We start from the raw sequence: 24,798 nt of genomic DNA, 5'->3' as shown, positions 1-24,798 counted from the left end.
CATGCAAGCAGAGAAGTTTCATGACCTCCCGCTTGAAGACGTGTTAGGTGATCGCTTTGCACGTTATAGTAAATATATTATTCAAGATCGCGCACTTCCAGATGCGCGTGACGGCTTAAAACCAGTACAAAGACGTATTTTATATTCTATGTATGTAGAAGGAAACGTGCACGATAAAGCGTTCCGTAAGTCAGCTAAAACAGTCGGTAACGTTATTGGTAATTATCATCCGCATGGTGATTCCTCTGTATATGAGGCGATGGTACGTTTAAGCCAAACTTGGAAAGTACGTAATGTTTTAGTTGAAATGCATGGTAATAACGGCAGTGTTGATGGGGATCCGGCAGCAGCAATGCGTTATACGGAAGCACGATTATCACCAATTGCATCGGAGTTATTACGTGATCTTGATAAAGAAACAGTAGAATTCGTATCAAACTTTGATGATACGAGTGAAGAACCGGTTGTTTTACCAGCAGCGTTCCCGAACTTATTAGTGAACGGATCTACAGGAATTTCCGCAGGTTATGCAACAGAAATTCCTCCGCATCATCTTGGAGAAGTTATTGACGCTACAATGATGCGTATTGATAAACCGAATAGTACTGTTGATGATTTATTAACAGTTATGAAAGGACCAGATTTCCCAACAGGTGGTATTATTCAAGGGATTGATGGTATTAAAAAGGCGTATGAAACAGGTAAAGGTAAAATTATTATTCGCGGGAAAGCAGAGGTTGAAACGGTTCGTGGCGGGAAACAGCAAATCGTAATTACTGAAATTCCATACGAAGTAAATAAAGCAAACCTTGTTAAGAAAATGGATGAGTTACGCCTAGATAAAAAATTAGATGGCATTGCTGAAGTACGTGATGAGACAGATCGTACAGGTCTTCGCATTGTCGTAGAATTAAAAAAAGAAGCAAATTCTGAAGGTATTTTAAATTATTTATATAAAAATACAGATTTACAAATTCCATATAACTTTAATATGGTAGCGATTAATAATCGTCGTCCAACGCTTATGACATTACCGAAAATTTTAGATGCATATATTGGCCATCAAAAAGAAGTTGTTACGAGACGTTCACAATATGAATTACGAAAGGCAGAAAATCGTCAACATATTGTAGAAGGTTTAAAGAAAGCATTATCGATTTTAGACCAAGTTATTGAAACGATTCGTGCTTCAAAAGATAAGCGTAATGCAAAAGATAATTTAAGTGCGAAATTTGGTTTTACAGAAGCGCAAGCGGAAGCAATTGTATCCTTGCAATTATATCGTTTAACGAATACAGATATTACAGCGCTACAACAAGAGGCAGATGAGCTTAATAAGAAAATTATTGAGCTACAGGCAATTTTACAAAGTGAAAAAAGATTACTTCAAGTAATTAAAACAGATTTAAAGAGAGTTAAGAAAACATATAGTGATGATCGACGCGCGATTATTGAAGATCAAATCGAGGAAATTAAAATCGATGTAGAAGTGATGATCCCACAAGAAGATGTCATCGTTACTGTAACGAAAGAAGGATATGTGAAACGTACTGGATGGCGCTCACATAATGCCTCAAATGGCAAAGACTTCGGTATGAAAGAGGGTGACATCTTACTTGAAAGATTCGATACGAATACGACAGAGACAGTCCTCTTATTTACGAATAAAGGAAACTATATATATCTGCCAGTATACGAAATGCCAGATATTCGTTGGAAAGATTTAGGGCAGCACGTTGCTAATATCGTTTCACTTGACCGGGATGAAACCATTATTTGGGCAACTGTCGTACCGAACTTTGAGGAAGAAAAGCGATTTATCGTATTTGTAACGAAGAACGGTATGATTAAGAAGACAGAATTAAACCAATATAAAGTACAACGTTACTCTAGAGCATTCGTTGCTGTAAACTTGAAAAAAGATGATGAAGTTGTTGATATATTTGCGACAGATGGAACGAGTGATATCGTTCTTGCTACACATGGTGCATATGCACTTATTTTCCATGAAGATGAAGTAAGTCCAGTCGGTGTAAGAGCCGCTGGTGTGAAAGCAATTAATTTAAAAGAAGATGACTATGTCGCTTCTGGTAAACCATTAAATGCTGATAAAGATCAACTTATTCTCGTAACGCAGCGCGGTGCTGTAAAACGCCTAAAAGCATCAGAAATTGAGAAATCAACGAGGGCGAAGCGAGGTCTTGTTATTTTCAAAGAATTAAAACGTAATCCATACCGCATTGTCGGTATTGAAATCGTTCGAGACGATGAACTAGTTTATATGAAGACAGAGAAACATATCGTAGAAGAAATTGATCCGAAAGCGTATCGAAATAAAGACCGGTATAGTAACGGTAGTTTAGTGCTAGATGTTAACGATACTGGTGAAGTTATTGAAACGTGGACGAAAAAAAGACCGGAATAAAAAAAGCATCTTGCCATGAATAATGGCAAGATGCTTTTTTCTAGGCAACTTATTATGTAAATAATAATAATCTTGTTATAATAACTGAATGAAATCGTTCTCATGAAGTGGACTTACTACCCACAAATAGCGGGATAAATGGAGGGGCAACATGAAAAAAATAGGTGTAGGGATTGTAGGGTTTGGATTTTCTAGTACAACATTTCACATCCCATTATTACAAACGATAGAAGAATACGATATTCGTGCCGTATTATCTTCAAAAGAAGAGGTAGTAAAAGAAACATTACCGAATGCTAACGTCTTGAGTACAATTGATGAATTGGTGAAGCGAGCTGATATTGATTTAGTTGTTATTACTTCACCAAATACAACTCATTTTCCATATGTAAAAGAAGCAATATTAAACGGTAAGCATGTTGTTGTAGAGAAACCATTTGTTGTTTCAATTGAAGAAGGAGAAGAGCTTATTTCATTAGCAAAGAAACATAATGTGGTATTAAGTGTATATCATAATCGCCGTTTTGATAATGATTTCTTAACGATAAAGAAATTATTAGAAGAGGATAGAATAGGAAATGTATACGCATATGAGGCGCATTTCGATCGCTTCCGTCCACATGTACGTGATCGATGGAGAGAAAAAAACTTACCAGGATCAGGTATATTATATGACTTAGGCTCGCATTTAATTGACCAAGCATTATCATTATTTGGGAAACCAAATGCAATCAGTGCAGATGTAATCAAACAACGACCAGGTGCAGAAATTGATGATTATTTCCACATAGTACTTCATTACGGAGTTAAACGTGTCATTTTACGTAGTAGCAGTTATGTGAAAAAGGCAGGTCCACACTTTACACTGCATGGAGATAAAGGTTCTATCGTGAAATACGGTATGGATTCACAGGAAGAACAATTAAAAAATGGAATGAAGCCAGGCGATAACGGTTATGGGGTAGACATTGAACAGAATTTTGCTACTCTAGAAACAGAAGAAGAGTCAGTACGTATTCCAACAGAAGTCGGCTGTTATGACATGTACTATAAAGGTGTAAGAGATAGTATTATAAGTGGTGAGAAATTACCTGTAACAGCACAAGAAGGTTTAGAAGTTATTAAGCTGATTCAATTAGCGGTTGAAAGTAGTGAAACAGGTAGAGTTATCACTGTAAAATAAAAAAGACACGAAATTCGTGTCTTTTTTATTTTTGTGGAACAGAAAGACCATAGAAAAACATAGTGACAATATCTTGAATATGTTTTTCGCGATCTCCTTCAAGAAGCTGTACCCCAAAATCATCACCTAATTTTGTAAACATTTGAATGTAAAGTAACATCATTTCTTTAGTAAGGTGAGGGTTAATTTCATTTTTTTGCTGTGCTTGTTCTAATATTTCTAAATACCAAGGCAAGATTTTTTCGTTTTGATAACTATAAATAAACTTTCGGAGCTCTTCATCTCTTTGCATCATTTGTAGTAACATATCCGGCTGAAATAACCCACCAGTATTCATTTTTCTTACAATCATTTTTTGCATCATATCATGAAAAGGTAATTTTTCCGCTGCAAGATCTTTATAATATTGAAATTCAGATATAATAAATTCTTGTATAAGCTCTCGAAATAACGCATCTTTACTTCCGAAATGATTATAAATGGTAACTTGAGAAACGTTTGCTTCTTTTGCAATATGTTCTATTTTCACTTCATTAAATCCGCGTTCTGAAAATAATAAGAAGGCTGCCTCTTTAATAGCACGTTTTTTCTTTTCTTTCACTTTTTCAAAGCCGTTCAATGCAATCACCTCAATTAAAATATACAAGAAAAAATAATGAAAAACAATAATTTTGAAATATAGACATATAAATATTTCAAAAAGTTGTTGCGAATATAAAAGATGAGGAGTACAATAATTTTGAAATATCACATATTAAATATTTTAAAAAATGAGGTGGAATTATGATTTCAGTTCAAGATGTTACAAAACAGTTTTCAAATGGAAAAGGCTTGTTTCATATTACATTTGATGTAAAAGAAGGAGAAGTATTCGGTTACTTAGGACCAAATGGTGCCGGGAAATCCACAACGATTCGTAATTTAATGGGATTTATAAAATCGACATCTGGAAAATCTTCCATTTTCGGATTAGATTGTTGGAATGACGCCGCGAAGATTCAAAGGGAAGTTGGTTATTTACCAGGAGAAATTTCTTTTATTGAAGGAATGAACGGATTAGAATTTCTGAAGTTAATGCAAGGAATGCGTGGGCTAAAGGATACGAAAAGACGAGATGAACTAATAGAACGTCTGCAATTTGATGTGAAAACACCAATTCGCAAAATGTCTAAAGGAATGAAACAAAAAGTAGGAATTGTTGCTGCATTTATGCACGATCCGGAAGTGTTAATTTTAGATGAACCGACTTCAGGACTCGATCCGCTTATGCAGCAAGTATTTATAGATTTAATAGTAGAGGAAAAGCAAAGGGGAAAAACGATTCTTATGTCTTCACATATTTTCACTGAGATTGAGCGTACATGTGACCGAGTAGCGATTATTAAAGATGGGCGCCTTGTAACGGTTGAAAATATTCATGATTTACAAGGGATGAGACGACAAGTGATAGATGTAACCGTATCATCAGAGGAAGAGATTGATTCTCTTACAAAATGTAATTTGCAATTTGAAGCGGTAAAAGGTAGAGAGGCATCGATTATTGTACAAGGAAACTATCAAACTGTTTTACAAATACTTTCAAACTATAATGTAACGGCACTTCAAACGAGAGCGATGGATTTAGAACATTTATTTATGCATTATTACGATAAGAAAGAAGGGGTAAAGCATGAATAAGCAATTGTTTTTAGCTAGTTTGAAAGAGACGCAAAAAAGTATTTTGAGTTACGCAACTGGTGCAGCTCTATATTTATGGTTGTTAATTTGGATATTCCCTTCAATGGTATCAGCGAAAGGTTTAAATGAATTAATAAGCGCTATGCCTGATAGTGTGAAAAAAATTGTTGGCATGGAAAGTCCGATTCAAAACGTAATGGATTTTTTAGCTGGTGAGTACTATAGTCTATTGTTTATTATCATATTAACAATTTTTTGCGTTACAGTTGCAACACATTTAATTGCCCGGCATGTAGATAAAGGGGCGATGGCATATTTATTGGCGACACCTGTATCTAGAGTGAAAATTGCAATCACGCAAGCCTCTGTTCTCATATTAGGACTACTAATTATTGTAGTTGTTACGTATGTAGCGGGCATAGTAGGTGCAGAATGGTTTTTAAGTGATAATAACTTAAATAAAGAATTATTCCTAAAGATAAATATAGTCGGAGGGCTCATATTTTTAGTCGTTAGTGCATATTCATTTTTCTTTTCTTGTATATGTAATGATGAAAGAAAAGCACTTAGCTACTCAGCAAGTTTAACTATTTTATTTTTTGTACTAAATATGGTAGGTAAATTAAGTGATAAGTTAGAGTGGATGAAAAGTCTATCGTTATTTACACTGTTTCGTCCAAAAGAAATTGCGGAAGGAACGTATAATATATGGCCGGTAAGTATAGGTTTAGCTGCGGGAGCGCTTTGTATTTTTATAGTAGCGATTGTATTGTTTAAGAAGAGGGATTTACCGTTGTAGAGTAGAAAGTCCACTATATGAGTGGACTTTTTTTGATGAGGAGGAAACTAGTGGATCATTTATTCCGGGTGCAGCTATATGTAAATGATATAGAAAAGTCATTATTGTTCTATGAAGAAGTAATTGGTTTAAAGTTGTATAAACGAAATATGCATGCAGCACGTTTTAATTTCGACCAGTTTTCTTTATTACTAGTTAGTGATTCAAGATTGAATGAAAATCACTATTTTTACAATCGAAAAGAGATGAAGGGGAATGGCTTTGAACTAATTATTGTTGTCAATCGGATTGAAGAAGTATATGAACGTTGTAAAGAGAATCGGTGCACAATACAAGAAGAAATTCAAACTTATCCATGGGAGATGAGAGGATTTAAAGTAGTGGATCCAGATGGATATTTCCTTAGGATCACATCTAAGTAAAGGTAAACATGAAAAATGTTTACCTTTTTTTATGGAAATATTCAAAAAAATGAACCTTTTTCTAGGCTCATACGTCTAATACATGTAAAGTTAAATTTGAAGCGAGGATGAAACAGGAGGAGCAATTGTGAAAGTAATCCCTTTATATAAAATGTTTGTAAAAGAAGAAACAGATGTTTCCTTAGCGAAAAAAGGTGATCATGAAGCGTTTATGACGCTTATACATACAGAAAAAGTGAAGATGTATCGTATTGCAAAGGCTATGTTACGTGATGAGACAAATATAGAGGATGCGATACAAACAACAATTTTAAAAGCCTATGAAAATATAAAAAAATTAAAGAAGGAAGAGTTTTTTCAAACTTGGTTAATTCGAATTTTAATGAATGAATGTAATAACATTATTAGAACGTATAAAAAGATAATTGTGACAGAAGAGAATGATTACAATATGAGTGCGTGCGATCAGTATGAAGATATAGATTTGTGTAATGCGATTCAATCGTTACATGAAGAGTTAAGAGCTGTTACGGTGCTTTATTATTATGAAGATATGAATCAAGAGAGTATAGCGAAGCTTTTAGAAGTACCAAAAGGAACAGTGAAATCGAGATTGGCACGTGCGAGGGAACAACTACAGAAACGATTAAAGATGGAATAGGAGGTGCAAAGGATGGATAATGAAAAAATATTTGATGAGAAATTAAAAAAGAGAATAAACGAAGAGAATGTTATAGTACCGCCAGAGTTAAATGAAAAGATTAATCGTACACTACATAGTCTTCCGGTAAAAAAGAAAGGTTACAGAGTTTATATGATGGTTATAAGTGCTGCTGTTCTAGCACTTTCCATTGTGTCTATGTCGGAGTTTTCTGATCAAATTTTTGCTCAAAACGGCGGAGTGTTTGAATATGTAAAGAAAAAGGCATTTTCTGATTACGAAAACGAAGAGGAAATAAAAGCAAATGCAAATTATCCAGATAAAGAAAAGATTCATGAAAAGATGCTAGATTCCATTGATCATTTTAATAATATTTCAGGACAATTTGAGGAATATTCTAGTTCGTCAAGAATTGCTACAACATACAAATATGCGATTGATACGGAGCAACAAAGAGGTATCTCTTCGAAAGAAGATAAACTAGCGAAAAAACGAACCATTATATATAACGAGGGCAAGAAAAAAGAATTTGATGATGAGAAGTATACGTACAAAGAAACAAAATGGAGCCCGAAAGAAAGAAACTATGAACTATTAAAATTAAATCCTACGGGAAGGTTATTGAGAAAATCAGGTGAGAAAAAAAGATATGATGATGAATATGTGGGATTCGCGAAGTATAGTATTCAATCCGAATTTGCTGATCTATTAATCCGATATAAAGATTGGAATTATAAAGAAACGAAGTATCTTGGACTGGATTGCTACAAAATAGAAGGGACAATAAATATAGAAATGCCTGTAAGTACATCTGAAGACTTAAGAGGGAAATTTGAAATGGTTGTAGAGAAAAATACAGGGATTATGCTGAAATTCCTTAGTTTCCACGAAGGTATGATTCAATATTCGATTACAACTGAATGGATACAAATAAACAAAGGATTGAAAGAGAATACATTTCAAAAGGAAAGCACTAATTATGAGAAAGTGAAAAATATATTAGATGAATAGAAAACGGAGGAAACTATATGGAGAATCATTCTTCTTCAAGAGAAAAGAAAAATAAACGAAAATATAAAAAGACAACGATAATAAGTGTATTGTTAGCAATATTACTATTTGGCGGATTTGGATATGGTACTTACGTATATATGAAAACTTCTAATCTCGTACAAAAATCAAATGTTAATTTGGCACGTGGTGAAAAATCAAATTTACGTGAGGAAACGGTAAAACCGATTACGAATAATGTTTCACTTTTAATTATGGGAATTGATGAAAATCAAGAGCGACAAAAGGAGTATAATGGTGCATTTCATACAGATGCACTGCTGTTAGCTACTTTTAATAAAGATGATAAGACTGTGAAATTGACGAGCATACCACGTGATACATACACATATGTTCCGGTTGAAAAGAAAAAAGATAAAATAACGCATGCATATGGAAGTGGTTTCGTTAAAAATGGTAAAGATGGAGGGCCGCAAGCTTCAGTGGAAGCGGTAGAAAAGTTATTACAAGTGCCTGTTGATTATTTTGTAAAGTTTAATTTTAATTCATTTACTAAAATTGTTGATGGATTAGATGGGATTGAAGTAGATGTCCCAGTTGAATTTACGGAGCAAAATAGTAAAGATGAACCTGACGCGATCCATTTGAAAAAAGGACTACAAAAATTAACAGGGGAAGAGGCACTTGCCTTAGCAAGAACGCGTCATATTGATAGTGATGCAATGAGAGGACAGCGCCAACAACTTGTTATGGAAGCGATTTTAAGTAAATTAAAAAGTGTAGGATCGATTACGAAGCTAGAAAAAATAGTTGAGGCGGTTGACGGTGATTTTAAAACAAATTTAGTAATGGATGATATTTTATCTTTTTATAAATACGGTTTAAACAGTTCAGTTGAAAAAATACAATTAGCTGGTGATGATTTATACTTACCTAATGGCCCAAACGGCCAACGTGTATATTATTATAATCCTAATAAAAAAGATCTACAGAGTTTGAGCAATACTCTTAGAACACATCTAGGATTAAGTGAAAAGCAGATTGAGGAGAATTAAAGCAGATGTGATGTCTGCTTTTTTATTACGTTAAATAGTATGTCGTTTATATACAAATGTTATATACTATTTTCAAAATTAACATAATAGTGTAACATAAAGTTAAGGTTTAAGTTACATAACAGAGGGCCATCACATAGAATAAATGTTATTGATGAAAATAGTTTGGGAGAAATGAAAAAATAAGGGAGTATTAAAAATGAGAATTGTAAAGAATTTAACATTTCAAGTTATTGTGGCCATTATTTGTGGTATTGCAGTAGGAGCGATTTGGCCGAGTGTTGGACAAGAGATGAAGCCAATTGGTGAAACGTTCATCAATATGATTAAAATGGTTATTGCACCGATTATCTTTTTAACAATTGTGCTTGGTATTGCAAGCATGGGAAGTATGAAAAAGGTAGGCCGTGTTGGCGGGAAGGCACTATTATATTTTGAAATTGTTACAACAGCGGCTTTAATAATTGGTATCATTGTAGCGAATGTTGTGCGTCCAGGAGACGGATTAGATCCCTCAAAACTAAAAGGCGGAGATGTTTCACAATATGTACAAAGCGGGCAAGAAATGAAATGGATGGATTTCTTTTTACATATTGTGCCGTCTAACATGTTTGAAGCATTTGCAAAAGGTGATATTTTACAAGTTTTGTTTTTCTCCATTTTATTCGGTGCAGGGTTAACGATGTTAGGGAAAAATGGACAACCGGTAATCGACTTTTTTGAAAGATTATCGAAAGTATTTTTTAACATTTTATCAATTGTAATGAAATTAGCACCAATTGGAGCATTCGGCGGGATGGCGTTTACAATTGGTAAATATGGTTTAAGTACACTTATTCCACTTGGTAAATTAATGATTTGTGTATATGCAACAATGGCATTATTTGTTTTTATTGTTTTAAATTTCATTTGTAAATTTTATAAATTTAGTTTGTGGAAATATTTAGCGCATATTAAAGAAGAATTACTTATTGTTCTTGGGACATCATCATCAGAATCAGTATTACCGCGAATGATGACAAAGATGGAAGACTTCGGATGTTCGAAGCCGGTAGTAGGTTTAGTCATTCCGACGGGGTACTCTTTTAATTTAGATGGAACAACAATTTATTTATCGATGGCCACTATATTTTTAGCACAAGTCTTTCACGTCGATCTTTCACTAGGTCAACAATTAACGATAATAGCTATTTTGTTAGTTACATCTAAAGGAGCAGCCGCAGTAACAGGTGGAGGCTTTATTGTACTAGCGTCTACTTTATCTGCGATGAATGTTATTCCATTAGAAGGGTTAGCGCTATTACTTGGTGTAGATCGTTTCATGTCAGAAGCACGTGCTATCGTTAATTTAATTGGTAACGGTATTGCGACTGTAGTTGTTGCAAAAAGTGAAAATGAATTTGATGAAGAGAAGTATACGAGAGTAATAGAGGAAATGAAAAAAGAGAAAATGGCCGGATAAAAAGTCAGCTTTGCTGACTTTTTTATTTTTGTAGAAAAGAGGTTTGTTACGATATACATTATTTATTAACAATAATTTACAGGTTTTTTATAGTGGAAGGATATAAAGACTATTAAATCAATACATAAGATTCAATAAGGCATAGTGTTTCGAAAGATTATGGAATTTTTATGAATATTACTGTAATAAAATAATTTTTTAAAAATTTTCAATAATAACACTTTACAAAACTCGAAAAATTAGTAGAATAATAGTTAATAAGAATCTTCTGATAAATATATAAAGAAAAACAGAATTATCAGAAAATTCTTAAATGAGAGCGTTAAGAATTAGGGAGGGTACAGAAAGTGAAAAAGAAAAAAATGAAAAAACTAACAGCAGTTGTAGCACCAGTTTTAGCAATGAGTATGGCATTAACAGCATGTTCTACATCAGGTGGAGATAAGAAGACAAGCACAAATTCTAGCTCTGGCGGAGATAGCAAATCAGAAGAAAAATTAGCAGCGAAACAAGTACTAAATCGTACTGAAACAAATGAGATTCCAACAATGGATACTTCTAAAAATACAGATACATTAGGTTCTCAAATTTTAGGGAACACAATGGAAGGTTTATATCGATTAGATAAAGATAACAAACCAATCCCAGCTGCGGCAGAATCAAGCACGAAGAGTGAGGATGGTAAAAAATATACATTTAAACTACGTAAAGATGCAAAATGGTCAAATGGTGATCCTGTAACAGCAAAAGATTTCGTATATGCTTGGCAACGTCTATTAGATCCAAAAACAGCCGCCGAGTATGCATTTATCGCATTCCCAATTAAAAATGCAGAAGCGGTTAATAAAGGTGAAAAACCTGTAGCAGAATTAGGAGTAAAGGCAGTAGACGACCTTACTTTAGAAGTTGAATTAGAACAAGCAGTACCATATTTCTTAAACTTAGTAGCATTCCCATCTTACTATCCATTAAATGAGAAATTCGTAAAAGAAAAAGGAGATAAATTCGGTTTAGAGTCTGACACAACAGTATATAACGGACCGTTCGTACTTACTGATTGGAAGCATGAGCAAGGCTGGAAACTAAAGAAAAACGATCAATATTGGGATAAAAAGACTGTAAAACTAGATGAAATCAACTATAGTGTAGTAAAAGAAGTTGCTACAAGAGTAAACTTATATGATACAAATGCAATTGATTTTGCGCTATTATCAGGTGAATTCGTTGATAAGTATAGAAATAATAAAGAAGAGTTTGGTACATACTCACAAGTAAGTACTTACTTCTTACGTATGAACCAAAAACGTGGCGGACAAGATACACCGTTAAAGAGCCAAAAATTACGTGAAGCCATCGCACTTTCAATCGATAAGAAAAATCTATCAAACGTTATTTTGAATGATGGATCTAAACCTGCGGACTTCTTAGTACCGAAAGGATTAGCAACTGGACCAGACGGTAAAGACTTCCAAGAAACATTTAAAAACGGTATTAAACCAGATGCAAAAAAAGCAGCAGCTGCATGGGATGAAGCGAAAAAAGAACTTGGAAAAGACCAAGTTACAATTGAGCTATTAAACTATGACACTGGTAATGCGAAAAAAGTTGGGGAATATGTAAAAGATCAAATTGAGAAAAACTTAAAAGGTGTAACTGTTAATATTAAACTTCAGCCATTCAAACAAAAGCTGAAATTAGAAACAGAGCAAGATTATGATTTATCATATGCTGGTTGGGGACCTGACTACGCTGACCCAATGACATTCTTAGATATGTTCCAGTCTAATCATTCTCATAACCAAATGAGCTTCGCTGATCCGAAATATGATGATATGATCAAAAAAGCTGGCGGAGAATTAATGGGTGATGCGAAGAAACGTTGGGAAGAGCTAGGAAAAGCTGAGAAATTACTTCTTGAGCAAGATGTAGCACTTGTACCTTTATACCAACGTGGTGATGCATACGTTCAAAAACCAAATGCAAAAGGCATCGTTCACCATAACATTAGCCCAGAGTATAGCTTCAAGTGGGCGTACATGACTGAAAAAGATGGAAAATAATTTTTAAGCAGTGAGGCTATATTTAAGTGGATGTATATAGGTTTCTTAGCTTATTTTGTAGTGAGAATCTCATTATCCACTATAGAAAGATAAAATGATAGAGCATTCTAAAAGTAGACTATTTACTTTTGGAATGCTCTTTTATTATGAGAATACATGCGAATAAATAGATAGATGTAGGAAAGAACTTGTATCGTGATAATTGTAAAGAATACTCGTTACTATCACAAAAAAAAAATTTTTAGAATATTTTAAAAATAACTTTACAAAACCGGAAAAATTAGTAGAATATTAATTAATAAGAATTTTCTGATAAATAAACATTAGAAAATCTCTCAAAATTAGCTTCGTACATATAATTGGGGAGGGTACAAAAATGAAGAAAAAGATGAAGAAGTTCACGGCGGTTGTAGCGCCAGTTTTAGCGATGAGTATGGCGTTGACAGCTTGTTCTGGATCTGGTGGGGAGAAGAAAACAACTACGACGTCTAATGGTGGTGGGGAAGAGAACAAATCCGAAATTAAATACGCAGCAAAACAAGTATTAAATCGTACAGAGAATCAAGAAATTCCGACGATGGATACGTCTAAATCTACTGATACGTTAGGGTCACAAATTTTAGGGAACACGATGGAAGGATTATATCGTCTTGATAAAGATAATAAGCCAATCCCAGCTGCTGCAGAATCTAGTACGAAAAGCGAGGATGGAAAAAAATATACATTTAAATTACGTAAAGATGCAAAATGGTCGAATGGTGATCCTGTAACAGCGAAAGATTTCGTATTTGCATGGCAGCGCTTACTTGATAAAAATACAGCGTCAGAATACGCATTTATTGCTTACTATATTAAAAACGCAGAAGCAATTAATAAAGGTGAAAAACCTCTAACAGATTTGGGGGCAAAAGCAGTAGATGATTATACACTAGAGGTAGAATTGGAAAAGCCAGTACCATATTTCTTGAATTTACTAGCATTCCCGTCATACTATCCGTTAAATGAAAAATTCGTAAAAGAAAAAGGCGATAAGTACGGTTTAGAAGCAGATACAACGGTGTATAACGGGCCGTTCGTGATGTCTTCATGGAAACATGAACAAGGATGGCAGCTAAAGAAAAATGATAAGTATTGGGATAAGAAGACTGTAAAATTAGAAGAAATTAACTATAGTGTAGTGAAAGAAGTTGCGACGAAAGTAAACTTATATGATACAGGGTCAATTGATTTCACACTACTATCAGGAGAGTTTGTAGATAAATATAAATCGAACAAAGAAGAATATGGCGAGTATGCAGAATCAAGTACATTCTTCTTACGTTTAAATCAAAAGCGTAACGGACAAGATACGCCGTTAAAGAGCAAAAAGCTTCGTGAAGCAATTGCATTATCGGTTGATAAAAAAGGACTGGCAAACGTTATTTTAAATAATGGTTCAAAAGCAACAGATCAATTAGTACCAAAAGGACTTGCGACAGGACCAGACGGTAAAGATTACCAAGATACATTTAAAAATGGCCTGAAATATGATCCGAAAAAAGGTGCAGCAGCTTGGGAAGCAGCGAAAAAAGAACTTGGAAAAGATCAAGTGACAATTGAATTACTAAGCTATGATGATGGAACTGCGAAAAAGATTGCTGATTATGTTAAAGATCAAATTGAGAAAAATTTAAAAGGTGTAACAATTAATACAAAAATTCAGCCGTTCAAACAAAAATTAAAATTAGAGACTGCACAAGATTATGAAATTTCTTATGCAGGTTGGAGTCCAGACTATGCGGATCCAATGACATTTATTGATATGTTTGAATCGAAGAGTCCATATAACCAAATGAGTTATTCAAATGCAAAATACGACGAAATGGTACAAAAAGCAGGTAATGAATTAATGGGTGATGCGAAGAAACGTTGGGAAACGTTAGGAAAAGCTGAAAAACTATTCCTTGAAGAAGATGCTGGGCTAGTTCCTTTATATCAAACAGGAAGAGCGTATGTAATGAAACCGACTGTTAAAGGAATTGTGAAACACAATATTAGTCCAGAATATAGCTTTAAGTGGGCGTATGTAACGGAAGGGAAATAAGAAAAAAGAGCGTTTGAAAAATATATTATTTATTTTTTTAAAACGCTCTTTTGCTATCCAATTAAATTTAAATAGATAGAGAAGAATAAGAAAAGTGGTACTTACATATAGTAGATGGGGGAGAATTCGTATAGTAGTAATAGATTGTTATCGAAGTAAATAAATTAATTATTATGAATATTTTAAAAACACTTTACATTCCAAGGGAAATTAGTAGAATAATAATTAGTAATAATTTTCTGATAATTTAAATTAGAAATCTCTCAAAGTTAGTTTCGTACATATAAATTGGGGAGGGTACAAGAATGAAGAAAAAGATGAAAAAGTTTACGGCGGTTGTAGCACCAGTTTTAGCGATGAGTATGGCGTTAACAGCGTGTTCTGGATCTTCAGGTGGGGAGAAGAAAACGACAACGACATCTAATAATGGTGGAGAAGAGAAGAAATCTGATATTAAATATGCGGCAAAGCAAGTGCTAAATCGTACAGAAACGAATGAAATTCCGACGATGGATACTTCAAAAAATACAGATACACTTGGCTCACAAATTTTAGGGAATACAATGGAAGGTTTATATCGATTAGATAAAGATAATAAGCCAATCCCAGCTGTAGCGGAATCTAGCACAAAAAGCGAGGATGGCAAAAAGTATACATTTAAATTACGGAAAGATGCAAAATGGTCAAATGGTGATCCTGTAACAGCGAAAGATTTCGTATTTGCATGGCAACGTCTAGTAGATCCAAAAACAGCTGCTGAGTATGCATTTATTGCTTACTATCTTAAAAATGCAGAAGCGATTAATCAAGGAAAAGGAGAAGTTTCGACATTAGGTGTAAAAGCGGTAGATGATTATACGCTTGAAGTAGAACTAGAAAGACCAGTACCATATTTCTTGAACTTAATGGCATTTGCGTCATACTATCCATTAAATGAAAAGTTCGTGAAAGAAAAAGGGAATAAATTTGGTTTAGAGTCTGATACAACACTTTATAATGGTCCATTTGTGCTTACTGATTGGAAGCATGAGCAAGGTTGGAAATTAAAGAAAAATGAGCAGTATTGGGACAAAAAGACTGTCAAACTAGAAGAAATCAATTATAGTGTAGTAAAAGAAGTAGCTACAAGAGTAAACTTATTTGATACAGGTGCAATTGATTTCGCGCTATTATCAGGTGAATTCGTGGATAAGTATAGAAATAATAAAGAAGAGTTTGGGGCCTATTCGGAAACAAGTACGTTTTACTTACGTCTAAATCAAAAACGTGGTGGGCAAGATACACCGTTAAAGAGCAAAAAACTACGTGAAGCAATTGCATTATCAATTGATAAGAAAGCTTTAACGAATGTTATTTTAAATGATGGTTCAAAACCAGTGGATTACTTAGTACCAAAAGGTTTAGCAAGTGGACCAGACGGTAAAGATTTCGCAGAAACGTTTAAGAATGGTTTAAAACAAGACTCCAAAAAGGCAGCAGCAGCATGGGAAGAAGCGAAAAAAGAACTTGGAAAAGATCAAGTGACAATTGAACTTTTAAATTATGATACTGGTAATGCGAAAAAAGTTGGGGAGTATGTAAAAGATCAAGTTGAAAAGAATTTAAAAGGTGTGACAGTAAATATTAAGTTGCAACCATTTAAGCAAAAACTAAAATTAGAATCAGACCAAGATTATGATTTTTCATATGGTGGCTGGAATCCAGATTATGCGGATCCAATGACATACCTTGATATGTTTGAAACAAAAAATTCGCAAAACCAGATGAGCTACTCAAATTCAAAATATGATGACGTTATTAATAAAAGTAAGACAGAATGGATGGCTGATGCAAAAAAACGTTGGACAGAATTAGGGAAGGCAGAGAAATTGTTACTTGAGGAAGATGTAGCACTTGTACCTTTATATCAAAGTGCTAAATCATATGTTATGAAACCGAATGTAAAGGGAATTGTGAAACATAATATTAGTCCGGAATATAGCTTTAAATGGGCGTATATTGAAGAGAAATAAAAAAGAGAAGAGCATTTTCAAGTTGCGGTATCGCACTTGGGAATGCTTTTTTATGTGCACTAATTATGGATGGGTGAATATATGTATTATAGAAAATTTAAAGGAGAATTTTATGAAACGAAACACATACATCGATTTCCTAGCTTATTATGGAATAGGGAGTGCTCATCCTGGTGGTTTTACGTTAACAAAACAACTGTTAGCACAATTGCCTTTTAGATATGGAGCAAATGTCCTTGAACTCGGCTGCGGTACGGGGAAAACAGCAGCGTATATGACAAAAGAGTGTGGTTATAAAGTAACGGCGGTTGAAAAGAATGAAATTATGATTCAAAAGGCGAAAGATAGATGGTTGTTTGAAGGACTAGACATTCAATTAATTGAAGGAAATGTAGAGCAATTACCTTGTTTACATGACTCATTTGAGTTCGTACTCGGAGAATCGATACTCGCTTTTACAGAAAAAGAAAAGGTTATTTCAGAGTGCTATCGTGTATTACAGAAAGACGGTAAGCTTGTTGTCATTGAAATGATTATTGATAGGCACATTGATAAGGGAGAGGAAGAAAAAATCGCTCAATTATACGGGATGAAAGAACTATTAACTGAGAGCGAGTGGGTACAATTATTTCAGAAAGCAAATTTTCGGCGGGTTACTATTGCTGGCGGTGGTACAATTGCAGAAACAATCTCTAGCTATATAGAAGAGCCAGAATGGAATGTATCACAATTTATTCCGAATGAGTTATATGAGGCATGGGTGCAACATGAAAATGTACGAATTATGTACCAACATATTTTAGGTCATCGTATTTTTATATGTGAAAAATAAAGAAAAAGAGTTGGCTAAAGATAGTCAACTCTTTACTTATGTTAAATGAAAAATAATGCAGCTAATGTAATTCCGAAGATGAAACCAAATCCGAGTTCAACACCCCAGCCACAACCGCCGCCTCCCCAGCCGCCGCAACCACAATTACTACAACCACGACCACCACATCCACAGCCGCTGAATCCACCACCACAACCAAATCCACAACTATCACATCTGCTAAGGCCGCCGCAAAGGTCGCAACCACCATTTGCATAAGCGTCATAGTATCCGAATCCTGAATCAAAAGATGAGCGCTGTTGCACCGGTTCAATCCATACAGAGCTTTGTGTCACATCGATTATTTTACCTAAATGTATACGGCCATCACGGTCTTCAATCCGAACCACTTTTCCGAAGTAACGTCGGCATGTATCATAACATTTTTGTCTATGCATATTCATTCCTCCTTCCCCATTACAGTAATACGATATGTAAGGGGGACAAGTGCGGCTTGTACGAATGTCCTAACTATCATAATTGTTATAGGAAAGGGGAAATATAGGAAGAGGATATATAAGGAGGAAAAGGCATGAAATCTACAGATCAGTTTCAGACATACGAAGTACCGTGGGAAGAATTTATTGAAGCATTGCGAGAGGAAATGAAAAAGCAAGTAGGGGCAGATATTATTGATACAGTAGTTTGCAATTTAGAAGATGGTTTTGAAGTGTATACATATGTGCAGGGGGATTTGGATTTTGAATATAAGGAAGCGCTGGAAAGGAAATACGGGAGTGATGCAAAAACTCCTAACGTGTTAACGATTATGTTATTAGCTGGCATTTATCGTACAAGTGAAGAGAATATACGCTTACATGCGGATCATAAAGATAATCCGATTGTTGAAGTGTATGTGAAGAAATGAAACACGCTGTGAAGGCGTGTTTTTTAATTTTATGATAAAATGTTAGAAAATTAAGAAAGGTGTTGATGGTTTGAAAATTAAACATCTTAATTTAACAGTTGCAGATGTAGTAGCTGCGAGCGAGTTTTTAGAAAAGTATTTTGGCTTAACTTGTAGCGGAACAAGGGGAAATGGCTTTGCAGTTATGCGTGATAATGATGGATTTATACTAACTTTAATGAAAGGAAAAGAAGTTCAGTATCCAAAAACATTTCATGTAGGATTTCCACAAGAAAGTGAAGAACAAGTAGATAAGATAAATCAAAGATTGAAGGAAGATGGATTTTTGGTTGAGGCTCCTAAACGTGCACATGCGTATACGTTTTACGTTGAAGCACCTGGTGGATTTACAATAGAAGTGATGTGTTAAGTCAAAAATCAAACTTTTTGTTATGTGTTTTTAAAATAAAAAGTAGGAAAAGTCTGTTTTAAGTGTAGAGCTTAAACAGGCTTTTTTACTTATATGATCGGATAGAAAACGCTAGAAGGAATCATATTCAGTTTTTATAACTGTTTACATAATAAAGTTATGCTACGTTCGTTGTCCTAAAATACAAGTCATATATCTTGTATCCTCTCATAAATTTAAACATAGGAATTTGTCTACAAAGGTGGCGAAGCCTCATCATGAAAATTCGAATTTGTGCCACATTCATGTTGTTTCTATTTATATGGTTACATCCTTTTTGGACTTTTGCAAAAGGAGAGGAGGCAAAGGAAAGGGTCGTTTCACTTGTATATGATGATTCGGGCAGCATGAGAAATAACGATCGCTGGAAATATGCCAATTATGCTTTGCAAAGTTTAGTTGCGCTATTAGATGAAAAAGATACATTTTCTTACGTTCCAATGAGCAAGCCGAATGATCCATTAAACATTTCGTTAACGAAGGATAAGAGACAAACGGAAATTGAGGGAATTGGAGCGTGGAAAACGTATTTAAATACTCCGTTTAGCGCAGTAGAAACGGCGATGCAATCTATAAAAAAGGAAGCAGATATAGATGGGAAACGTGAATTTTGGCTTATTGTCTTAACTGACGGGGCATTTAATGATTTAGAGAAAGATAAGATTGGCGGAAAAGAACAAATTACACAGAAGTTAGTACAGTTTAAGAAAGAAATGGATGCAAAAAAGATATCGTTACATCCAATTTTAATTACGATGGAAGAGGATTTAGGACAGCAAGAAAAGGCACAACTAAATACGTTTAAAGAAATATGGAAGAAAGAGATAAATGGAGTTACGATGCCATCTAGTGGAGAGGATGGTATTGTAAAAAGCGTCAATCAAGTGGCGGCATTAGTTGCAAATCGTGATCCGTTCTCCTCTGTTGAATCGATTGTAAAAACGAAAGTAGTAGGGAAGAAAGTAGAGATTACAACACCATTTCCGTTAAAGCGTATGACGCTTGTGCGACAATCGCCTTCTCTGCCCGATTATCAGGTCACACAAATTTCTAAACCATTACAATTACAATCTTCTTTTTCTATACATGCACCAGGCGAAGCGAAATTGTTCGGAAATATAGTTCATATAAGTACGGAAAATGAGGAAGTTATTAAACCAGGAACTTATACGATAGAAGTGGACCAGGATATTGAGAAAGAAGGGTTACAAGTACTAGTCGAACCGGCACTTAATTATACTGTTTCTACTTATGACAAAGAGGATAAGGATAGAAAAAATGTTGAGGAAATGTATGAAGATGTGACAGCTGTTATTGAAGCAAAACCTACTGAGTTGCCAGTTCAGTCTTCTTACTTTCAGGCCGAAGTAGAAATAGACGGGAAGCAATATGCGATGAAGTGGGACGATAAAAGACATGTATTTTATTACGAAACGAAGCTTACTAAAGGATTAGTACGCGGGAAAGTTCATATGAACATAAAGGGGTTTTACAGACAGACGAAAGAATTTAAAATCGAAACAACGAAAAAGCCTAAATTATCACTTCAAACTGTCACGAAAGATTATGAAGAAAAAGTAACAAATTTAGAGAATAGTAAACCATTTATTATACAACCACAGTTAGATGATAAGCCGATGACAGAAGAGGCTGTAAAAAAACTATTAAAATCTACTGGTGTCACATCTAAACAATCAATCAACTATGAAATAAAACAGCATGGTAATCAAATTTACATTTATCCTCGACCGCATTACTCCGACACGTTCAATTTTACAGATACCGGCACCGTAGAAGCTACCATCGTAGTGCAGGATTCAAAATTACCAAAAGTAAAGAAAGATATAACACTCCATATTCAAAATGCGCCGTTTTATGAAAAGTATGCGCTTATTTTTAAGTTTGTTATTCCTATCACTTTATTACTGTTAATAGTAGGAATAATCGTTTTAGGATGGATTGTCCGTCCAAGATTTCACCGGAAAGCATTATTGTATTACGAATGGGATCAAGAGGTAGCGAAAGATTGGTTATATCAATCTGAGCCAGAGTTACTCAAAAATAAATGGTGGAAACATTATTTTGGTATTCCGTATAGAGCAGAAAGAAAGACTGTGCAATCCGTTACGTTTATAGCAAAGAAAGGATCGAAATCGATATTTGTAGCGAAAGAGTCACAAGTAGTAGGAATGATTATTGATGGGATGTTTATAACAGAGGATGAGGTTGGCATGGAACATAAGACACTATATCCAAATGAACTTTTAGTAATTGATAGAGGATATGGTAAGGAGATTTACAAATACGAGTGTGAATAGTAGATGAGGAAAAGAGGAGAGTATTATTTTTCCCTCCTTTTTTCAAACAAGCAAGAATAGGAAGGTGGTTCACATGACGTTACAAGTTCCAACAATATTAATTGGTTTAGGTGGAATCGGTAGTACTGTGACACATCAAATATATGAAAGACTACCTGAGGAGCGTCGGAAAAAAGTAGCAATGCACGTATTTGATACAGATGTGAATACATTGAGTAAATTCGATCATATTCGAAAGTTTAAGACGCAAACGAGCTCTAGTAAAACACCTAGGGAGTATATTGCGGGAGATCCGACGATTCCAGAGTGGTTTCCGATGGATCCAACTATACTTGATAAACCATTAACAGAAGGAGCAGGACAGTTACGCGTCATTTCCCGTTTAGCGTTACGTGCTGCGATGAAAGAAGATAAATTAACGTCCTTTTGGCAAGAAATCGAGAAGATTTTTCCAGTTACAAGCGATCAAACGGAATATGGAGTACGTGTCATTATCGTAACATCACTAGCGGGCGGAACAGGTTCAGGAATGTTTCTACAAATTGCATTATATTTACGTGAAATGCTTCGAAAAAAACTGCAACATCACAACATTTTAATACGTGGTGCGTTTCTAATGCCGGATGTGTTAGTGAAGACGAGAACAGTTAGTGCGAAAGAGTTTGAAACGGTGCAAGCAAACGGCTATGCCTCGTTAAAAGAATTACATGCCATTACGCTCGGTTCTACAGGAGAACTATCCAAACGCGGCGGGGTTACGATTGAATTAGAGTATCGACCGGATCAAGTAGATGAGGATGGGAGAACAAATCACACGATTAAACAACACCATTTACCGTACAATTATTGTTTTTTATACGATTACGAAAATTTACATGGACACCATCTGCATAATTTATCAGATTATATGGAGCAAATGGCAAATACGATTTATTTACAATTATTTAGTCCGATGTCTGCAAATCATTTTGCACAGGAAGATAATCAAATTCAGCAATTAGCAGAATCAAGCGGGAAAGGGCGATATTGCGGGGCCGGAACGGCAAAGATTATTTATCCATATGAGCATGTGTTAAAATATTGTGCTTTAAAATGGGCCGTGCAAGGTTTAGATGAATCGTGGCTTCATTTAGATCAATTGTTTCAAGAGAAGAAGCATAGATATGACCAAGATGTAAAACGTGGTATGCAGCGTGAAAAGCCAGAGCGCGGGAAAAGTTATTTAGAAGATTTAGAACATCTTGCTACTCGTCCAGAGCAGGCTCATATTTTCTATAGACAAATGTACAATGAAACGCGTGAAGGAGCAGAAGGCGGCAAGGTTGGTGTTGCGAAATCTAAACTGTTTTTAGAAGCTGTAGAGAGTTATGTACAGCGTACGGTACAAAAAGACGAGGAATTAAATCGTCTGCAGCATGAGTGTAAAATTTCGGCTGCGAAGCTAAAAATGACGGAACAAATGAAAGGTGAAGTAGCAAGGGTCGATCATGCGGTTCGTTTATATGCGTATGCGATTCCGAGCCGTGTACATGAACATGTAACGACACTTTTATATGACATGATTGAATCAGACCGTTTTTCACCAAGTGGTTCTGAAGGCCAGTCATATCAATTAAATACATGGTTTTTAAAGAAAACAGATCCAGTTCATCCAGTAGCAGCTCGTTTTATGTTGTATGAAATTCGAAAGCAGTTAGTGGAAAAAATGAATCGACTACATGAAAATAATGAACAAAAGCGTAATTTAATTCAAAATTACGATAAGAAATTTAATGTGAGTAACATTGATGGAACGGTAACAGCTGTACGTCGAGTAGAAATTGCGCAACAACAAGGTTGGTTCGGAAAAATGATTAATAACCAGCAGCGTTTATTTAAAAAGGAATTTGAGGATATTGTAACGCAGTACGTACACAAATTAAACGAATACCGTAAAGAAATGCTATTAGAACTCGTTTATCAATCGTTATATCAAGCGGTTAATAAAATGATTCAATATTGGGAAAGGTTTTTTGATAATTTACATGAAACACGTGAAAATTTATTGTTCGAAATTCAAAAACGAAGCAAAGAATTTGAAGGGAAAACAAACCCAACGAATGTATACGTATTAGCGGAAGAGAAGTTACAAGAAAAGATATGGCAAGATATGCAACAACATTTAAATTTAGGTGTATTACCGAAAGATATATCAGCAGAAATTTATATGAGCTTATACGGGGAATATTGCCGGGATGCGAAAACAGAAGAAATTCAATCGAAAAAGGTAGAAGACTTTTATCGTGAGCACATACTAAGTTATTGCTATGATGAATTACAAATACGCTATCGCGATAAATTAGAGCTGAATATCGTTGAGGCATTACGAAAAGAAGCGGATTATAAGAATCGTGATCGTGATGAATATGTTCGTGAAAAAATTGAAGACTTGTTCCATTTAGCAAGTCCATTCGTGCCGAAAGTTTCTCATCATAGGGAATTACAATATTGGGGTATACACCCATCTTTAAAGAAAGAACTGCAAGAGGAATTAATGCAAGAAATGTTTAAAGAAAAAGATACAGTAAATGAAGCTTTCTCGCCATTTGAAGTCATTTGTTATCGTGCACATTACGGTTTATCACTACAAGACTTTCCTAAGCTTTCGTCTGGACATATTGCAAATGGATTTATGAATGATAAAGGTGATTATTTTCAGTCGTACTATCGCCGTGTAAACAAGTTGAATAGTAAAAAATCTAGTTTAACACCGCATTTAGATAAGTATTGGCACTTACCAGCATTCATGCCAGACTTAAATGCAACGCAAACGAAGTTAGATTATGATAAATGTAATCGAGCTCTTCTATACGCGTATATATATCGCTGGATTAGTTTAGTTGCTGTTGATGGTCAATTCGTGTATCAATATAACGGCGTTGGACGTAGTTTCTTAATTCAGTCGATGGGGAAAAATATTTCAAGCGAAAGTTATAAATTGCACAGAGCGTTACTTCATAATCCGTTCATTTATGAAAACATCTTATCCAGGTTTGAAGAAGAACAAGAAAAGGCGATGATACAAGGTGGGCATTTATATACACATCCATTTGTATTAGGTGCTCAAGATATTAGATGGCTACGTAAAGAGCATGTCCATAATATTTTAGATATGATTTTAATGTATGACCGTGAAGCGAAATATGATCCAACGTTAGAAGAAACTTCTGATGAATTATTAAGGTTATTCCTTGATGAAATTGAGTTATATTTCCAAAACTATTACGGTACAGGTGCCGATATGGTTGCCAAGAAAGAGAAAGAAATGTTTATTAAACAATTGTGGGATCGTTCGTACGCGAAAGGATACGTAGATCCAAATAGTGCGCCTTATAAAAAATGGCAAAATTTATTAAGCGTTCATGATGAAGAAGAAACGCCAAAAACGAATGTATAATGAATGA

The 24,798-nt window shown here is 34.7% G+C and carries 19 protein-coding genes; 17 read left to right on the top strand and 2 right to left on the bottom strand.

Going from position 1 to position 24,798, the window contains the following annotated elements:
• Position 1: 1 nt before the first annotated feature.
• On the top strand, positions 2-2,425 hold the full coding sequence (parC, locus tag PSR14_RS18545; RefSeq protein WP_001147475.1) for a DNA topoisomerase IV subunit A: 2,424 nt from the start codon (positions 2-4) through the stop codon (positions 2,423-2,425).
• Positions 2,426-2,576: 151 nt separating this feature from the next.
• Positions 2,577-3,608 (top strand): oxidoreductase, encoded by a 1,032-nt coding sequence (locus PSR14_RS18540; protein WP_000719752.1) that lies wholly within the window; start codon positions 2,577-2,579, stop codon positions 3,606-3,608.
• Between the two features lie 25 nt (positions 3,609-3,633).
• On the opposite strand, the gene PSR14_RS18535 is transcribed toward PSR14_RS18540, so the two are convergent.
• Positions 3,634-4,236: a TetR/AcrR family transcriptional regulator gene (locus tag PSR14_RS18535; RefSeq protein ID WP_113732406.1), complete on the bottom strand. Its 603-nt coding sequence runs from the start codon at positions 4,234-4,236 to the stop codon at positions 3,634-3,636.
• A 155-nt stretch (positions 4,237-4,391) separates the two neighbouring features.
• Here PSR14_RS18535 and PSR14_RS18530 point away from each other — a divergent pair, with 155 nt between their 5' ends.
• The 11 genes from PSR14_RS18530 to PSR14_RS18480 all read left to right on the top strand — a co-directional run bounded on the left by PSR14_RS18530 (position 4,392) and on the right by PSR14_RS18480 (position 17,682).
• Positions 4,392-5,285 (top strand): ABC transporter ATP-binding protein, encoded by an 894-nt coding sequence (locus tag PSR14_RS18530; protein WP_000626578.1) that lies wholly within the window; start codon positions 4,392-4,394, stop codon positions 5,283-5,285.
• A complete protein-coding gene (locus PSR14_RS18525; RefSeq protein ID WP_001041449.1) occupies positions 5,278-6,084 on the top strand; it encodes an ABC transporter permease subunit in 807 nt (268 codons plus the stop codon). The genes PSR14_RS18530 and PSR14_RS18525 overlap by 8 nt, the downstream gene beginning before the upstream one ends.
• Before the next feature lie 50 nt (positions 6,085-6,134).
• Positions 6,135-6,506 (top strand): glyoxalase/bleomycin resistance/extradiol dioxygenase family protein, encoded by a 372-nt coding sequence (locus tag PSR14_RS18520; RefSeq protein WP_229136658.1) that lies wholly within the window; start codon positions 6,135-6,137, stop codon positions 6,504-6,506.
• 127 nt (positions 6,507-6,633) lie between these two features.
• Complete coding sequence (locus tag PSR14_RS18515) at positions 6,634-7,167, top strand: sigma-70 family RNA polymerase sigma factor (RefSeq protein WP_000864717.1); 534 nt, start codon at positions 6,634-6,636, stop codon at positions 7,165-7,167.
• A gap of 12 nt (positions 7,168-7,179) precedes the next feature.
• Positions 7,180-8,178, top strand: coding sequence for an anti-sigma factor (locus PSR14_RS18510; RefSeq protein WP_074532778.1), 999 nt, complete (start codon positions 7,180-7,182; stop codon positions 8,176-8,178).
• Between the two features lie 17 nt (positions 8,179-8,195).
• On the top strand, positions 8,196-9,233 hold the full coding sequence (locus PSR14_RS18505) for an LCP family protein (RefSeq protein WP_000427602.1): 1,038 nt from the start codon (positions 8,196-8,198) through the stop codon (positions 9,231-9,233).
• Positions 9,234-9,432: 199 nt separating this feature from the next.
• Positions 9,433-10,695, top strand: a complete 1,263-nt coding sequence (locus tag PSR14_RS18500) for a dicarboxylate/amino acid:cation symporter (protein WP_001223620.1) — start codon at positions 9,433-9,435, stop codon at positions 10,693-10,695.
• A gap of 347 nt (positions 10,696-11,042) precedes the next feature.
• Positions 11,043-12,755: a peptide ABC transporter substrate-binding protein gene (locus tag PSR14_RS18495; RefSeq protein ID WP_000727520.1), complete on the top strand. Its 1,713-nt coding sequence runs from the start codon at positions 11,043-11,045 to the stop codon at positions 12,753-12,755.
• 376 nt (positions 12,756-13,131) lie between these two features.
• The gene (locus PSR14_RS18490) at positions 13,132-14,838 is read left to right on the top strand and encodes a peptide ABC transporter substrate-binding protein (protein ID WP_000728455.1); all 1,707 of its coding nucleotides are present in this window, start codon (positions 13,132-13,134) and stop codon (positions 14,836-14,838) included.
• A 305-nt stretch (positions 14,839-15,143) separates the two neighbouring features.
• A complete protein-coding gene (locus PSR14_RS18485; protein ID WP_000728472.1) occupies positions 15,144-16,850 on the top strand; it encodes a peptide ABC transporter substrate-binding protein in 1,707 nt (568 codons plus the stop codon).
• Positions 16,851-16,962: 112 nt separating this feature from the next.
• Positions 16,963-17,682: a class I SAM-dependent methyltransferase gene (locus PSR14_RS18480; RefSeq protein WP_048557177.1), complete on the top strand. Its 720-nt coding sequence runs from the start codon at positions 16,963-16,965 to the stop codon at positions 17,680-17,682.
• A 41-nt stretch (positions 17,683-17,723) separates the two neighbouring features.
• Here PSR14_RS18480 and PSR14_RS18475 read toward each other — a convergent pair whose 3' ends face one another.
• Entirely contained in the window at positions 17,724-18,119 is a 396-nt protein-coding gene (locus tag PSR14_RS18475) for a hypothetical protein (protein WP_042875367.1), read from the bottom strand.
• A gap of 134 nt (positions 18,120-18,253) precedes the next feature.
• Between PSR14_RS18475 and PSR14_RS18470 the strand changes: the two genes are divergently transcribed.
• The 4 genes from PSR14_RS18470 to PSR14_RS18455 all read left to right on the top strand — a co-directional run bounded on the left by PSR14_RS18470 (position 18,254) and on the right by PSR14_RS18455 (position 24,791).
• Positions 18,254-18,589: a hypothetical protein gene (locus tag PSR14_RS18470; protein WP_000842897.1), complete on the top strand. Its 336-nt coding sequence runs from the start codon at positions 18,254-18,256 to the stop codon at positions 18,587-18,589.
• 70 nt (positions 18,590-18,659) lie between these two features.
• Positions 18,660-18,998: a VOC family protein gene (locus tag PSR14_RS18465; RefSeq protein ID WP_000693976.1), complete on the top strand. Its 339-nt coding sequence runs from the start codon at positions 18,660-18,662 to the stop codon at positions 18,996-18,998.
• Between the two features lie 257 nt (positions 18,999-19,255).
• A complete protein-coding gene (locus PSR14_RS18460; protein WP_048557176.1) occupies positions 19,256-21,355 on the top strand; it encodes a vWA domain-containing protein in 2,100 nt (699 codons plus the stop codon).
• Positions 21,356-21,428: 73 nt separating this feature from the next.
• A complete protein-coding gene (locus PSR14_RS18455) occupies positions 21,429-24,791 on the top strand; it encodes a tubulin-like doman-containing protein (RefSeq protein ID WP_000175141.1) in 3,363 nt (1,120 codons plus the stop codon).
• Positions 24,792-24,798: the final 7 nt, after the last annotated feature.

It is taken from the genome of Bacillus sp. A01H, from assembly GCF_045277205.1.
Lineage (GTDB): Bacteria > Bacillota > Bacilli > Bacillales > Bacillaceae_G > Bacillus_A > Bacillus_A paranthracis.
Note: the sequence above shows the minus strand (reverse complement) of the source record. Positions and strands in the feature narration are given on the sequence as shown.